Raw genomic sequence first — 14,410 nt, 5'->3', positions numbered from 1 at the left:
AGCGAAATATGCGCATAATCAGCACACTCATTTTACTTGGTATTGCCTATTGTCTCAACGGACAAACCAATACATTTCCTTCATCCGGAAATGTAGGGATAGGTACAACAAACCCACTCGTATCGCTTCATGTAATTTCAGCTGCACCTGAATTACGAATTACTAATACTGGCACTGGGGATGTGAATTTTAGCATGTCACATCCGGGGCAGCAATGGAATCTAGCAATGCAGACTGATAATTTATTTAGGATTTATAATGTTACTGCCGGAACATACCCGTTAGTGGTAAGTACTACTGGTAATGTAGGTATAGGAACAACTTCTCCGAGCGTTTGGAATGGAGCACCAGGAATAATAGTATCTCAATATAGTGCGAGTGGTAATACTATTTACTCATTGCAAAGTAATACTACATCTCTTGACCAAGGAGGTATCTTAGAAGGATATTCAAACGCCGTAACAAGTGGTAGTAAAGCAGTAGGCTCAATAGCGTTTTTGAGAGAAAATACATCAACAACTGCATTAAGTTCTTATACTGCATTTTACACTAACAGCGGTGGTTCAGTGAGTGAAAAAATGCGTATTACAAGCGGGGGCAATGTGCGCATAGGTACCAACTCCCCCACTGAAAAGCTCTCTGTCAACGGCAATATCAGAACACAAAAACTCATCGGAACCCAGCTTGGCTGGAGCGACTATGTATTTGATAAGAATTATAAACTAAGAAGTCTTCAAAACCTTGAAACATACATCAATCAGAATAAACATTTACCCGATGTGCCTGCTGCAAAAGAAGTGGAAGAGAAAGGTATCAGTGTAGGGGATAATCAGGCTTTGTTGCTGAAAAAGATAGAAGAATTAACCTTATATGTGATTGACTTAAAGAAGGAAAGCAAAAGACAACAAGAGCAAATAAACGAATTACAAAAAAGAATACCAAGATGAAAAAGATAGTGTCAATCTTTTTATTATTTCAAATGTATTTACCAGGGTACACTCAAACGAATACATTTCCGGCAACTGGGAATGTAGGTATTGGGACAACGAGTCCATTGGATTTGTTGCACGCAAATGGTAATATACGCTGGGGTGGTACCAATACCAATTATGTATACTCTGGTCAGGATGGAATCGGCTTGTATTTGGAACAAGTGGGCAATACTGCTGCTAAAAGCAGGGTCAGGCTACAGTCTTCCAAGTCATCAGACCTTACAAACTATTCACAGTTTTTCATTGACCCTTATAATGGCTTTTCCTTTATGACATTAGGAAATGCAAACGGTAATGTTGGCATTGGCACTTCAATGCCTACTTATAAACTGGAAGCTGTTACAGGAGGTGCGGCAGCACTTCGGCTTCAAACATCTAATTCTACTGTCCCAAATCCTCAAATCGATTTATATGACGCTGGCAGGTATCAAGAGACCGTTATTTCGTCCAGTGATGGCGCTACAGTAGGTACCTATCTGGCCAGTTATTCAAACCACCCATTGATGTTTGGGACCAACCATTCAACGGCACAGGTTACATTGGTTAGCAGTGGCAATTTAGGTATTGGTACAATTAACCCTTCTGAAAAGCTCTCTGTTAATGGTAATATCAGGACCCAAAAACTCATCGTTACCCAGCTTGGCTGGAGCGATTATGTATTTGATAAAGACTACAAGTTGAGAAGCCTGCAAGATCTTGAAGCATTCATTAAGGAAAACAAGCACCTTCCTGAAGTGCCTTCTACTAAAGAAGTGAGCGAGAAGGGCATTAGTGTAGGAGATAACCAGGCACTGCTATTGAAGAAGATCGAGGAGTTGACATTATATGTGATTGAATTGAAAAAAGAGATCAATAAAATAAAGAATAAATAGCGAATATCCTATTAAAAACATCAAGAATGCAATACAGTATAATGAAATTTTTACTTATTACTTTGTTTATAAGCATCTGCATTGGGACCAAGGCACAATATCTGTCTACCAGCGGGGGAACCGTTAGTGGGCAGTTAACGCTTACTGGCCCTGGTAATGCCTTACAGATAACAGGCCAAACCGGATCAAATGCATATATGTCATTTGATCAGACAGTAAATAATACAGGTGGGAAGAAATGGAGGGTAGGTCACACCGGGTATGTAACCGGGTTTTCAACCTTTGATATTCTCAATGGCTCAGATAATATTCTTGCATTATCCATTGCTTCAAACGGAAATGCCGGCTTCGGGAGCATAAATCCAAATGGCTCAATCGAAATATTTAGAAGTAATGGAGAGGCCTCTATGCATTTAAATGCAGGGAATGGATCACCAGCCTTACGATTCCAGAAAGCCGGCTCAAACACATTTGGAATTATAGGTAATTATCCAAATGGTAATGACCTTAATTTTTATAATTATACTACTAATAATTCTCAAATGTATTTTAAGAGTGATGGGAAAATAGGTGTTGGTACTACTTCCCCATCTTATACTATTGATATTAATGGCACTGTTAATACAACAGTTTCTTCCGGCTCCAATCTTTTCCTAACCAAAAGCTCTGGCGCAAGCATTGCTTTCTTTGATGGGGTCAATTATAATGCACTTATAGAGGCGGGGTTAGCAGGCCATCGGCTTGAATTCTGGACAAATGATGGTAATTCCCTGGTTGAACGGATGCGGATAAACCAAAGCGGCAACGTAGGTATTGGTACAACTAACCCTTCTGAAAAACTTTCTGTTAATGGTAATATCAGGACCCAAAAACTCATTGTTACTCAAACTGGTTGGAGCGATTATGTATTTGATAAAGATTACAAGTTGAGAAGTCTTCGAAGCCTCGAAACATTTATTAAAGAGAACAAACATCTGCCAGAAATACCTGCGGCTAATGAGGTGGAAACCAAAGGCATCAATGTGGGAGATAACCAGGCTTTGTTATTGAAAAAGATTGAGGAACTGACTTTATATGTAATTGAACAAAATAAGAAGATAGAACAGCTTGAAAGAAAGATAGAGAAACAACAAAGGAAATAAACCGAAACTAATCATCGTAACTAATTAAATAAAAATGTACGAAGAGGGTTTTCATTTTTTTAAAAAGGTCAAAAAATATCATATGACTATCATTGTGAATTTATTCAAAAAGCAATTTCTTTTGCCGGTATTTGTTTTGATTATCTCAGTTTGTAAATCACAAGTTGAAAACAGGAATTTGTTTCCCACACCTAATGCCGCTTCTTTAGGTATGTATGGCCAGGTACCCGTTGATTATTTTACCGGGTTACCACAGATTGATATGCCTATTTATAAGTTTAAATCGGGAAGTATAAGTATCCCTGTTCATTTATCGTACCACGCAGGCGGAATAAAACCTGCAGATCATGCGAGTTGGGTGGGGCAGGGATGGACTTTACAGGCAGGAGGAGCTATAACAAGAATAATAAATGATTTACCGGATGAATGGATAAATATGGCTTTGGCATATTTAGAAGCCAGCAGTTATCCTGATGTGCCAAGTTCTATTAATGCTAATAAAAATGGCTTTTTCTATAATTACGGTATTCTGGGAGATAATTATTGGTCATCTACAACTTTAAACACAGACTATCAATTGCTTTATCCGGCAACTCAGGCAATCTCTTCGTCGCAGGATAATGCGTATAAGCACAGAAAAGACAAAGCCCCGGATGAATTTGCTTTTAATTTTTTGGGAATGAGCGGCAGCTTGTTTATGGGACAGGATGGCCTCTGGAAAATGAAAAGCAAGCAGGGATTAAATTTTAAAGTTGATTATGTAACAGGGCCCTATTTGATACAAGACCCCAATTGTACTTTTAGCGGTTCAACTATATATAATTGCCTCACGAGATTCATATTAACAGGGAATGATGGTACAAAATATTATTTTGGAGCTGACACGATATCTAATATACATGCAACGCAGAGGCGCTATGGAACTTCAAGTGGAAGCTTTGTTCAGGATTGGGGATTGGGTAACAAAAATTTTTTAACTGGAGATTCTACCGCTATTGAATTTACCCGGATAAATCCAGGGGGAGGCGATGCATTAAAAGGAAGAGATGGAGGAACTGTTCCGATGACATGGTATTTAACCAAAATAAAAAGCCCCACAGGAGATTCTGTTACTTTTAAATATACAAGGGACGGTTACCAGATAATCAATAATCCTGGCGGATCGCAATATCAATATACATGTAATAATTGCTATCAAACTTCCGGCGGAGGTGGTTCAACCACAGGGGCAGATGACCAGCTATCTATACTGGATGGTGTGAGTCTGGCCAGTATTAACGGTACCAATGGTTCTTTAAATTTCAGTAAATCAAAGGCAAATATCCTGGACTATACACTTGTTGGCTTGTCATTGCCACAGGCTACCTTGAATTTGTTCTGTGCCTACGGGTACGAACTTTTTAATGGTACTATGCCAACCTGTGCCAGCTCAGAAGTTGCATCCAAGAGATCAACTTTTATGAAATTAGATTCCATTAATGTTATTAGTAATAGCAAGAATTTAGAATCATTTTATTTCAGGTATACCGAAAATGCCAATAACCGCCTTTTCCTGGATTCATTGATGGTAAAAGGTTCCGATAATATTTCGGTTGCGGCTACCCGTTTTGCTTATAACAATAAAGCAGCTTTAGCAGGTATACCTTATGAAACAGTAAAAATTGATCACTGGGGTTACTATAATGGAGTAAATCCGCTATGCAGTTATTTTAGTTCTCCATCATCATGCTCCGGAACATTTAACTGGCAAAATTTATTGAATCCGGCCATTACAAATTATTATAACAGCAGAACCCCAAACCAGGATTCCATGCAATTGGGGATTTTGACCTCTATCATCTATCCAACAGGAGGCAATACACAATTCATATGGGAACCAAATACCTATTCTAAAACACTTACACAGAATGTTTCCGGAACAAGCTTTTCTGTTACACCAACCGATCAAAATAATACATACATCGCCGCAGGAGTAAGGATTAAGCAAATTAATTCTTCAGCAGGGTTTAATGCTCCTGTGTTAACTAAAAATTACCTCTATTACAGGGATTATATTCACCGCAGTTTCCTATCCAGCGGAGTTTTAAATGGGGCTGCTCCTAATTATATTGACAATTATTCACAAACCGGTCAATTTAGTTATACTATCTGGACCAGCTATAACAGAACTCCCATGCATTTAACTAACGGGAGCCTGTTAACGTATACTGATGTAATTGAGCAAAACAACGATGGCAGCATGAAAGAGTATATATACTCCAATCATGATAATGGGTATTCAGACCGGGTACCTGTTTCATCTGAGTTTTATAAATATAGCAATTTTAATTTCCAGGATTACCAGAGCAGCTCTACCGAACTGGAAAGAGGCCTTTTATTACAGGAAAATACTTATAACCAGGGATCAGCATTATTGTTGAAAAAGTCTTACCAGTACAACAATAATCCTAACCGGTTTACAGGTGCTGTAAGAAGATATCTGAATGTAAATAAATTTGCATTAGCCGGTTCATTATATTCACCAATCCAAGGGTTTTTCCCCGGCGGTACAATTTACCAAGGAGCAGAGATGTACGCACTGGAAATTTATACACATTACCCCTTTTTGCAAAGCGATACAACTGTTCAATACGATCAAAATGGTTTAAATCCCCTAACCACTATTAATAGCTATACTTATGATACTTACCGAAACCGGAAAACTACTACAACATATAGCAGCAAAGGGGAAACGCTTCTTTCGACTATCAATTATTGCAACGATAGTATAACAGGATTATCTCCGATAGCTCAGCAGGGTAAAAGTATTATGATGTCAACCGGTATGTCTGCCATTCCACTGGAGACAATTGTTACCAGGAACAACAACCCAATGAAATACAACCGTATTGATTATAAGTCATACCCAGTGCTTAATCCTTTTCCTGTACCCGGAAGTTCTTATGAAGCCAATGGTTCCGGTTCAACAGAGCAGAAAGCACAATATATAAATTATACCAACCGGGGAAATATTCTTGAATATATTGATCGTAATGGAATACCTGTAAGTTTTGATTGGGGATATAATAAGGAATACCCTATTGTGAAAGCCATCAACGTTGCTAATACTTTGCATGATTCTGTATATACCTATAACACATCTATTGCTGCTGCCAGTCCTTCCTCCGCGATAGGTGTTAGTGTGTCGTCTTTTAGTTCTTCAGTTACCTTTACTCAGTCACAGGCTGGAACAATAACAATATCTGTACCAGCATCCCCTCCCGGGGCACAGGTAAATACAACATTTACTTTAAGTGGGGCTTCTTCTCAAAGCGGTTCATTATGTACTGCGGGTGGGGGAACTAATTGCAGTACTACACCTTCATCAATAACATACAATAATATGCCTGCCGGTGTATACACATTGAGTTTTTCATGCTCCACAACTTTTCAAAGCTATTCATTTAGTTATTATATCAACTACTCTTATATAGGCGTTGCTGTGGGCACCGTATCAACAGGAATTAAAGAATTTTTCTATGAGGGATTTGAGGAAAGTTCATTGGCAAATATTTTATCTGATTTACCTCATACAGGGAAGTATTACTTGAATGCAAATTATACAACGAGCTATGCACCCCCTAATGCACGCAGCTATATAATTCAATGGTGGAATTTTGCAAATGGGAAATGGAATCTTAACCAACAGGCCTATACTAATGGCATGGTATTAACAGGCCCGGTAGATGATATAAGGATTTTTCCGGTGGATGCACAAATGAATACTTATACCTATGAACCGATGAAAGGAATCAGCAGTATGTGGGATGCCAATAACAAAATAAGCTATTACGAGTACGATGCTGTTAATCGTCTGTCAATAATTCGCGACCAGGACAAAAACATCATAAAGCGATTTAATTATCAATACCAGGCACCGAACAACTAATAAAGAACGTAAAAAATCATCTAATATGACTTTCCTCAAAAAAGTTTCAGGATACCTGACAGTCTTGTCCGTACTGGTATTACAGCAGGCAGTTGGCCAGACGAATACACCCACGGCTGATACCAAGGTAGCTGCCACGGGCATCGTAGGGTATAAGCCAGCAGCGTACAGTGCGGGCGCTGTGGTGAACTATGTGCGGACATGGGAACCCCGGCAACCTTATTCGGTACAGGATTCTGTGATATCTTCTTACAGGCTTGTATCTGAAGTGGCCCGTGCCACCCAGTATGTAGATGGCCTGGGGCGGCCTGTTCAGACAGTCAACTGGCAAAGCTCTCCGGTAAAAAAAGACCTGGTAGCACCTGCTGTATATGACTCACTGGGCAGGGAAATGTATAAATTCCTTCCTTATGCAGCAACAGCAACAGATGGTCTGTTAAAAACAGATCCCTTTGGCGATCAGAGCGCATTTTACGGTACCAGCTACCCGGCCCAGCAGGCGGCTTATATCAATGAATCGATTTATTATGGCAAAACGGTTTTTGAAGCTTCCCCTTTGAACCGGGTGCTGAAGACCTTTGCCCCCGGTAACAGCTGGGCGGGCACAGAGGGCAGCGCCGGCGAACATGCGGTACAGCTGCAGTACCTGGTAAATAGCGTCAGCGATTCGGTAAGGATCTGGACCATCACTAATAATGCACTTACTTACCTCAATACTGACGTAAGCACCAATATTCCTGTTACTACTGCTGCTTATGGCGCAGGCCAGTTGTACAAAAATGTAACGATAGATGAAAAAGGGAATAGCATAGTGGAGTATAAGGACAAGGAAGGGCGTGTGGTATTAAAGAAAGTGCAGATTGCCGCTGCACCAGGCACAGCACATGTGGGCTGGCTTTGCACTTATTATGTGTATGATGATTTTGGATTGTTGCGTTTTGTTGTGCCGCCCAAAGCAGTGCAAACCCTTCTGAACAGTAATATTTGGGACCTGACCACCGGCGCCGGCACAGTCATTACCGAGCTGTGCTTCCGTTATGAATACGATGGCCGCCAGCGCATGACAGCCAAGAAAGTACCCGGCGCAGGCTGGGTGTATATGATCTATGACAAGAGAGACCGGCTGGTGTTTACACAGGACGCCAATATGAATACCAGCAATCAATGGTTCTACACGTTGTACGACGTCTTGAACCGCCCTATGCAAACAGGCATGATGACCGATAATATCAGGCCCGATAGCCTGCAGGCTTATGCAGACAGGAATACCGGTAACAACAGCACCAGCACAGTGACCACGAATGGCACTTATACTCCTTCCATACCAGCCAACCTGCTGATCAGCATGAGGGAGGCAGGCAGGACTGCCTACCAGGCAACGGGTACCATTACCGTTACGGGAGAGTTTGCCAGTGAGAACGGCGCCGAGTTTGTCGCACAGATTGTTACTGGTGGCAGCAGCAGCTTCAGCAACACCATAACCGTATTGAATAACCCCCTGCCTGCCGGCACCAACCCGATCGCACTTACCTACACGTATTATGATGATTACAGCGCCACCAATAAAACATACAACACGGCCAACAACAGTAAACTGGGCATTGGCGCCAACCCCTATGGAGAAACATTACCCGCTGCCAACAGCAGCCAGACCAGGGGCATGGCCACGGTGACCAGGGTGAGGGTGATAGAGAACCCGGCAGACCTTACAATAGGTAACTGGCTGGAGACCGTTAATTTTTATGATGACAAGGGCAGGGTGATCCAGACCAATGCCGATAATTACAAAGGCGGGCAGGATATCAATACCAACCGCTATGATTTTACGAATAAAGTGATCTGCAACTATTTAGTGCACAATAACCCGGCAGGCAATATCAGCAACCACCGGGTGCGTACCAATATGGATTATGACCATGTAGGAAGATTGTTAACGATCACCAGGCAGGTCAATGACAACGACAGCACCAAACGGATCACCGTGCGCAACAGTTATGATGCGATGGGGCAACTGTTCAGAAAAACACTGGGCCAAAAATCGATGCCGGATACTACGGCGCTGAACAATACAGATTACAGTTACAATATCCGCGGCTGGCTGAAGGGGATGAACTGGAATTACGGCGCAGCATCGGGCCCCACTACTTCACAAATGAACCCAGCCAATAACAAATGGTTTGCGATGGATCTGGGTTACGACTGGGGCTTTGGCAGCAATGAGTTCAGCGGCAATATCTCGGGCCAGCGCTGGCAGGGTGCGGGCGATGGGGCAGAGCGGGCTTTTGGTTATGGCTATGACGGGGCCAACCGGTTACTGTTTGCAGACTTTAACCAGAAGTTCAGCAGCTGGGCAAAAGCAGACCCGGTGAATGCAGGCTTCACGATCGATTTTTCGACCAAAATGGGCGACGGTGCAACAGCAGCCAGCGCCTATGATGAGAACGGCAATATCAGGGCGATGCAGCAGAAGGGGCTGAAACTGAACAGCAGCTCCCTGGTAGATAACCTCACGTACACGTACAATACCAACAGCAACAAATTACAGAATGTGGTGGATGCACAGAACGATACACAGACCATATTGGGAGACTTCAGAAGCTCCGCTGCTTATATGGGTAGCCTGGGAGGCGCTAAAACAAGTGCCGCTGTTGATTATGGCTATGATAACAACGGCAACCTGCTCAAAGACCTGAACAAAGATATTGGTAACAGCTCGTCTAATGGCATTGTGTACAATCACCTGAACCTGCCTTACAGGGTAACGGCAACAGGAAAGGGCACGATCACTTATATCTATGATGCAACGGGCAACAAACTTGAAAAGATCACCAGGGATACGGTGTTGAGCAATAAAACGACCACCACCGATTACCTGGGCGGCTTTGTGTACGAGAACAACAGCCTGCAGTTCTTCGGTCATGAAGAAGGCAGGATCAGGCTGAACCATGCCGTATCGCTGGGCAGCCCAACGGTCTTTAACTATGATTATTTCATCAAGGATCACCTGGGCAATACGCGGATGGTGCTGACCGATGAACAACAACAGGATGTATATCCTGCAGCTACCTTAGAAGATGGGGCCACCGCCACAGAGAGCAGTTACTATACCATCAATACGGGGGCCATCACCCTCAACCCTGCGAGCCTAACCACGCCTTATCCCAACAACAATGGCAACCCACCCTACAATACCAACCCGAGCAGTAATACTACAGCCACGAGCCTGAAGATGTACCGACTGAACGGTGCAACAGGAGATAAGACAGGATTGGGTATTACGCTAAGGGTCATGAGCGGGGATAATGTGAGCATCTTTGGCAAGAGTTTCTGGCACAGCCCCGGCAGCAACCCCAATAATGGTTACCCGATCGCAGTGAACGACCTGCTGACAGCGCTGGCGGGCACGAGTGCGGTAGCGGGCTCGGGCAAGGGAGCCACAGCAGCGGCGCTAACGGGTTCAGCGGTTACCCCCGGTGATGTAACCAGCTGGCTGGGTAATGCCCCGGTAACGACCACCCGTCCCAAAGCCTATATCAACTGGATCTTGTTCGACGAACAGTTCAGGGCAGTCAGCGCGAGCAGCGGCTTCAGTGCGGTGAATGATGCCAGCGACCAGCTGAAGACCCATGTGCAGGCGGTGAACATGACGAAAAACGGGTATCTTTATGTGTATTGCAGCAACGAATCAAACGTTGATGTGTTCTTTGATAACTTGCAAGTGACACATACAAGAGGGCCTTTGATCGAGGAAAATCACTTCTATCCGATGGGGCTATTGATGGCAGGGATAAGCAGTAGGTCTGCGGGGAAACTCGAAAACAAATACAAATACAACGGCAAAGAATTACAACACCAGGAGTTTAGTGATGGTAGTGGATTGGAGTTGTATGATTATGGAGCCAGGATGCAGGACCCTCAGATAGGTAGATGGCATGTGATTGACCCTCTGTCAGAGCAGTATAGAAGGTGGAGCCCTTATACCTATGGTGTTGACAATCCTATTAGATTTATAGACCCTGATGGGATGTCTGTTACTGAAATTGCTGGTGGATTTAGGATTGAAGGAGCTGAAGATATTGCAGCTTTCTTAGGCCAATTTAAAGGTAAGGATGATGATATCGTAAAAGTTGATTCAAAAAATAAAAAAGCCGAAATCACAAAATGGGAAGGAGATGAAGATGCAGTAAGTGTTGATGGTAGTAAGCCCACTGCTGTAAAAAAAGGTGAGACAGAGGCTAAACTGAAAAAAGAAGGGTACAAAATAACCCATATTGAGGGTGTGGGGATGGATGCTTCTGATTTTGCATTTGGTTTAATGATTGGAAAAGGAATTTCAGGTCTGATTTCATTGTTTACATCATCAGCAAGCAGTGCATCAGAAACTAATGTTCCTGATGCTGCAAGAAATGTGGTTGATTATGCTAGTAGGAAAAATGGAGCAGCTCAACCTGGATATAAAGGTGGTAGGGTTTTTGAAAATGATGGTAGATCGGGAGGACAGGTTTTACCTCAAAAAGATGCTTCAGGGAATACAATAACATATAAAGAGTATGATGTGAACCCCTATGTGCAAGGACAAAACAGAGGTGGCGACAGGGTTGTTATTGGAAGTAATGGGAAATCATACTATACTGAAAATCATTACTCGACATTTACAGAAATTAAGATGAAGTAAAATGGATAATCAGACTAAAATAAAGTTGTTCAGTCAGTACGATTTAAGCCCAACGACAACATATATCGGACTGATTGATGGCAATAAATCCAGGACATTAAAAGCTTTTATGAAAGAAGTCAGTGTAGAGTTTAAGTTCCCTGATTATTATTCAGGAAATATGAATTCTTTCACTGAAATCATGAATGATCTTTCCTGGCTTAACGCGGATAATTACATTCTAGTAGTTGATAATGCAAGTGCATTTTTGCAAGATGAAAGTTTGAATGAACAAGAGGCGATTAAAAAAATACTGACCAACATAACAATGGAGTGGAATGGCGTTCCTAATTATGATGGGGAAGATGAATACAGGAAAAGATCCCGATTTATAGTTCATTATATGTAAGACGCAAACTTAAACAACAAAGCCCCGGAAAAATCCGGGGCTTTGTTGTTTACATCAGTGCTACATTTTTTTGAAAGAAGTCTTTGAACTTTTTATTGGTAAGCATTTTATCGATGAGTTTGAAAATGGTTTTCTTGTCTTCATCGTCGAGTTGTTGAATGAGCCTCATTTGTTCCACTGCGGTTTTATCTTCGAGCACCACTTCCTGGGGCATGTCGCCATCGTAGTTAAGCAACTGGTCGGTGGTCATGTTAAAGAGCTGCGCTATTTTTTGAAGTTCTGCCACGGTCAGTTCCCGGAGCCCCTTTTCAATCTTGCTATAAGTTGACTTATCCACGCCGATATGGGTGGCGACCTCTTTTTGCATGAGGTGTTTTTCTTCCCGGATGTTTTTAATGCTGTCTGCTAAACTCATGATACAAAAGTAGTAATTAAAGCAACTTTTGCCGTCATGTGGAAAATTGGTAAACATAATAGTGTCTAAAATAGAAACTATTTAGTAATTTAGCAGTAGAAAAATAAGAAACAAATAATCATGGCAATGAAAACGATCCGAAAAGCGAAGCTGCACTACAAGTGCCGGGTGACTGGTGGCGATTGGAGCAGTCCGGGCAAGTGTAAAACGATCCCCTGGTTAAATGTATGCGGGTTGTGGCTGGAACAGGCGGGCTTTAAAGTAGGTGACCCGGTAGAGATCAGGGTGGAAGAAAATATGCTCACCATTAAAAACTGTGCAGTCGATGGACATAGCAGCCATTAAAGAGCAACTACCGATCAGGGAAGTGTTGCAGCATTATAACCTGTATCCGGATAAACAGAACCGCCTGCGTTGCCCGTTCCACGATGACAGCACGCCGAGTTTACAGGTGTACTATAAAACGCAGACGGCGTATTGCTTCAGTAGTAACTGCGCCACGCATGGCAAGAGCATGGATGTGATAGATTTTATCATGTACCTGGAAAAATGCAGTAAGCATGAAGCGATTGAAAAAGCAAAGACACTGATCGGTGGAGATAACCAGCTGCAACGTTTAACCCGGCAGGCGGTGCTGACAAAAATGTTCAGCTATTTTAAGAATGCGGTGTACAACTCAAAACCTGCACAGGAGTATTTACAAGCGAGGTGTATTGATTACAGGCAAACCGAAGTAGGCTACAACGCCGGCCAGTTCCATCACGGCACAAGAAAAGACGAAGCGCTGATAAAGAGTTGTATTGAACATGGATTATTAAATGATGTGGGTAACAAAAGCCGTACGGGCGATACAGCATATAATGTGTTTGGTAAATGGTGCATCGTGTTTGCCCTCAAAGACAGCAGTAACCATGTATCAGGCTTATATTTTAGAAGTACGTTAAACAACCAGGATCAAAGACATTTTTATTTAAAAGACCGGTCTGGTCTATATCCTAAATACCCTGCAACTGATACAAAGAAATTAATCCTTACCGAAAGCATCATTGATGCGGCCACCCTGCTGCAAATCCCCGCTATCGCATCGCAGTACAGTGTTTTAGCGTTGTATGGTACCAATGGGTTTACGCAGGAACACCAGGCAGCGATCCAATCTTTAACCCAATTAGAAGAGATTATTTTTTGGCTCAATGCTGATCAGCCAGGTGCGGAAGCTACCAGCAAACATGCCATTGCATTACAATCCTTATATACGAAAGCGCGTATCAGTTGTGTAAAGATGCCGCAAGGTGAAGACATCAACAGTATGGCACAGGCACATGATAACATGGATGTCTTTATTGATTTACTGGAGCAGCGAACAGCGGATTTTTCTTTTTCAATTGAAAAAGAAAATAACAATGCCGGTGAGCAACAAGAAAAAGCAAAGTTGTTTATAGAACGCGGCGCGCCCAAGCAACCAACAAAAACACCACCCCCTATAACTACCGGAGAACTGGACAGCACGAACCCTTACAAGCTGCGCTACGAAAGGGATACAGTAAACTATTACATACAGGGTGGACTACCGAAGACCACAGACAATATGAAGATCATGCTGGTGATAGAAGACAAAGCCAGTACACAAAAGGCCAGGAACCGCATTGATCTGTACGAGGACAAGCAGGTAGAGAAACTGTGCAAAGAGGCAGGCGAAAAACTATCGCTGCCAGCAGCTACACTGCAGGCCGACCTTTACCGGCTGACAGATTTATTGGAGCAACTGATAGAAAAGCAGCTGCAACAAGCAAGGCCGCCCGAGCAGGCACTGCCGGTATTAACGGCCAAGGAAAGAGAAGCCTTACAGCAGTTTGCCAGTAAACCCAAACTGATCAAGCGATTGAACGAACTGCTCGGTAAAGCGGGTATTGTAGGAGAAGAAAGGAACCGTATTTTTTTACTGATTATTGCCATCAGCCACAAGACGGCTGACACCCTGCACGCGCTGATACAGGGCAG

At 42.7% G+C, this 14,410-nt stretch carries 9 protein-coding genes; 8 read left to right on the top strand and 1 reads right to left on the bottom strand.

The window, feature by feature from the left end:
- The first annotated feature begins 8 nt into the window (after nucleotides 1–8).
- From BLU98_RS05745 to BLU98_RS05720, 6 genes are read left to right on the top strand one after another with little or no spacing between them, the layout of a single operon-like run.
- A complete protein-coding gene (locus BLU98_RS05745) occupies nucleotides 9–947 on the top strand; it encodes a hypothetical protein (protein ID WP_092722944.1) in 939 nt (312 codons plus the stop codon).
- Entirely contained in the window at nucleotides 944–1,864 is a 921-nt protein-coding gene (locus tag BLU98_RS05740) for a hypothetical protein (RefSeq protein WP_139173845.1), read from the top strand. Before BLU98_RS05745 ends, BLU98_RS05740 begins: the two co-directional genes overlap by 4 nt.
- Before the next feature lie 26 nt (nucleotides 1,865–1,890).
- Nucleotides 1,891–3,006 carry an autotransporter outer membrane beta-barrel domain-containing protein gene (locus tag BLU98_RS05735; protein ID WP_092722940.1) on the top strand — a complete coding sequence of 372 codons (1,116 nt, stop codon included), beginning with the start codon at nucleotides 1,891–1,893 and terminating at the stop codon, nucleotides 3,004–3,006.
- A gap of 34 nt (nucleotides 3,007–3,040) precedes the next feature.
- Nucleotides 3,041–6,934, top strand: coding sequence for a hypothetical protein (locus tag BLU98_RS05730; RefSeq protein ID WP_139173844.1), 3,894 nt, complete (start codon nucleotides 3,041–3,043; stop codon nucleotides 6,932–6,934).
- A gap of 25 nt (nucleotides 6,935–6,959) precedes the next feature.
- Nucleotides 6,960–11,609: a DUF6443 domain-containing protein gene (locus BLU98_RS05725; RefSeq protein ID WP_092722936.1), complete on the top strand. Its 4,650-nt coding sequence runs from the start codon at nucleotides 6,960–6,962 to the stop codon at nucleotides 11,607–11,609.
- A gap of 1 nt (nucleotide 11,610) precedes the next feature.
- Nucleotides 11,611–11,997, top strand: a complete 387-nt coding sequence (locus tag BLU98_RS05720) for a barstar family protein (RefSeq protein WP_092722934.1) — start codon at nucleotides 11,611–11,613, stop codon at nucleotides 11,995–11,997.
- Nucleotides 11,998–12,046: 49 nt separating this feature from the next.
- Here BLU98_RS05720 and BLU98_RS05715 read toward each other — a convergent pair whose 3' ends face one another.
- The gene (locus BLU98_RS05715; RefSeq protein WP_092722932.1) at nucleotides 12,047–12,412 is read right to left on the bottom strand and encodes a helix-turn-helix domain-containing protein; all 366 of its coding nucleotides are present in this window, start codon (nucleotides 12,410–12,412) and stop codon (nucleotides 12,047–12,049) included.
- A gap of 126 nt (nucleotides 12,413–12,538) precedes the next feature.
- Between BLU98_RS05715 and BLU98_RS05710 the strand changes: the two genes are divergently transcribed.
- Together BLU98_RS05710 and BLU98_RS05705 are read left to right on the top strand one after the other, a co-directional pair.
- On the top strand, nucleotides 12,539–12,757 hold the full coding sequence (locus tag BLU98_RS05710; RefSeq protein WP_092723261.1) for a SymE family type I addiction module toxin: 219 nt from the start codon (nucleotides 12,539–12,541) through the stop codon (nucleotides 12,755–12,757).
- Nucleotides 12,738–14,410, top strand: a 1,673-nt coding sequence (locus BLU98_RS05705; RefSeq protein ID WP_257574735.1) for a CHC2 zinc finger domain-containing protein, incomplete at its 3' end; no start/stop codon positions are given. The genes BLU98_RS05710 and BLU98_RS05705, both read left to right, overlap by 20 nt.

It is taken from the genome of Hydrobacter penzbergensis (genome assembly GCF_900106985.1).
In the GTDB taxonomy this organism is placed as follows: domain Bacteria; phylum Bacteroidota; class Bacteroidia; order Chitinophagales; family Chitinophagaceae; genus Sediminibacterium; species Sediminibacterium magnilacihabitans.
Note: the sequence above shows the minus strand (reverse complement) of the source record. Positions and strands in the feature narration are given on the sequence as shown.

Coding starts and splice junctions, on each gene's coding strand:
- BLU98_RS05740 (WP_139173845.1), top strand. CDS start 944: ATGAAAAAGATAGTGTCAATCTTTTTATTATTTCAAATGTATTTACCA.
- BLU98_RS05735 (WP_092722940.1), top strand. CDS start 1,891: ATGCAATACAGTATAATGAAATTTTTACTTATTACTTTGTTTATAAGC.
- BLU98_RS05745 (WP_092722944.1), top strand. CDS start 9: ATGCGCATAATCAGCACACTCATTTTACTTGGTATTGCCTATTGTCTC.
- BLU98_RS05725 (WP_092722936.1), top strand. CDS start 6,960: ATGACTTTCCTCAAAAAAGTTTCAGGATACCTGACAGTCTTGTCCGTA.
- BLU98_RS05720 (WP_092722934.1), top strand. CDS start 11,611: ATGGATAATCAGACTAAAATAAAGTTGTTCAGTCAGTACGATTTAAGC.
- BLU98_RS05715 (WP_092722932.1), bottom strand. CDS start 12,412: ATGAGTTTAGCAGACAGCATTAAAAACATCCGGGAAGAAAAACACCTC.
- BLU98_RS05730 (WP_139173844.1), top strand. CDS start 3,041: ATGTACGAAGAGGGTTTTCATTTTTTTAAAAAGGTCAAAAAATATCAT.
- BLU98_RS05710 (WP_092723261.1), top strand. CDS start 12,539: ATGAAAACGATCCGAAAAGCGAAGCTGCACTACAAGTGCCGGGTGACT.